This window comes from Rhodanobacter sp. DHB23 (assembly GCF_014842975.1).
Lineage (GTDB): Bacteria > Pseudomonadota > Gammaproteobacteria > Xanthomonadales > Rhodanobacteraceae > Rhodanobacter_A.
The window spans coordinates 1-1,172 of the sequence record NZ_JACYXK010000005.1 but is presented as its reverse complement, the minus strand read 5'-3'; the positions used below and the strand labels follow the sequence as shown (position 1 = coordinate 1,172).

The following is a 1,172-nucleotide window of genomic DNA, read 5'->3' as shown; positions in this document are numbered from 1 at the left end:
TCGCGCACAGGGTGCGCTTGTGTCTGCCCAAATCCGTAAAGTGGAAGCGGAGAGCGATGTGCGGCACGCCGAAGGCGCGCAGTGTTGGAAGCACGAGTAGGAGCCCGAGCGGCCGCACATCGACCTCACACTGCAGCCCGAACAGTTGAACGAGCCGAAGCTCGAACTTCACAAGCGTGGGCAGGCGTGAGGCGGCTCTCTCCTGTCTCCCAGTGTACGGATTTCCATGACTCTCTGGATCGGTATCGACGTGGCCAAGGACAGCTTGGCCGTGTGCCTGTGGCCGCAAGCCCAGCACCTCATCTTCACCAACACGCCGGACGGGCATGCCCAACTGCTGGCACGGTTACACGGCCAACCCGTGGGCAATGTCCTGCTGGAAGCCACCGGCGGTTACGAACGCGCCTTGCTGCGGGCCTTGCTGGCGGCCGGCCACCCGGCCACCCGCATCAACCCTCGGCGCGCCCGCGCCTTTGCCGAAGCGATGGGCAAGACGGCCAAGACCGATCCCATCGATGCCGCATTGCTGGCCCGCATGGCCGAACTGGTCCAGGTGCCCAGTGTCGCCGTGGAGCCTGAGCGCGAGGCGCTGCGCGACCTGGTTCAGCGCCGCGAGCAGCTCGTCCAGCAACGCGACGACGAACGCCGTCGCCTGCATCAGGCCCACCTGTCGCAGGTGCGCGACGATCTCATCGAACACATCCATCACCTGCGCCAGCGCATCCGTCGCATCGACCGGGCCATCGTCCAGACCCAGCGCCAACTCGACGACGACCTGAGTCGGCGCCTGCTGGCCATCGACGGCATCGGCGAGGTCACCACGGCCAGCGTCCTGGCCTACCTGCCTGAGCTGGGACGACTGGATCGTCGCCAGATCGCCGCCTTGGCCGGGCTGGCGCCCTACAACGTCGACAGCGGCCAGCACGCCGGCAAACGCCGCATCCGCGGCGGCCGCGCCGCCATCCGACGCGTGCTGTACATGGCGAGCTGGTCCGTCATCCGTACCCAGCCCGACTTCCACGCGCGCTACGCGCAATTACGACAGCGCGGCAAGTGCGCCAAGGTCGCCATCACCGCCTGTATGCGCGTCCTCCTCACCCGCCTCAACGCCATGGCGCGTGACCGCGCTGAATGGAGAACGCCGATGGCGGAGTGAAGACAGTTGCTCCTAC

Annotated in this window: 1 protein-coding gene; it reads left to right on the top strand. The window is 67.0% G+C overall.

Going from position 1 to position 1,172, the window contains the following annotated elements:
- The first annotated feature begins 226 nt into the window (after positions 1-226).
- The gene (locus tag IHE47_RS00035; protein ID WP_192102885.1) at positions 227-1,156 is read left to right on the top strand and encodes a transposase; all 930 of its coding nucleotides are present in this window, start codon (positions 227-229) and stop codon (positions 1,154-1,156) included.
- Positions 1,157-1,172 lie beyond the last annotated feature (16 nt).

Coding starts and splice junctions, on each gene's coding strand:
- IHE47_RS00035 (WP_192102885.1), top strand. CDS start 227: ATGACTCTCTGGATCGGTATCGACGTGGCCAAGGACAGCTTGGCCGTG.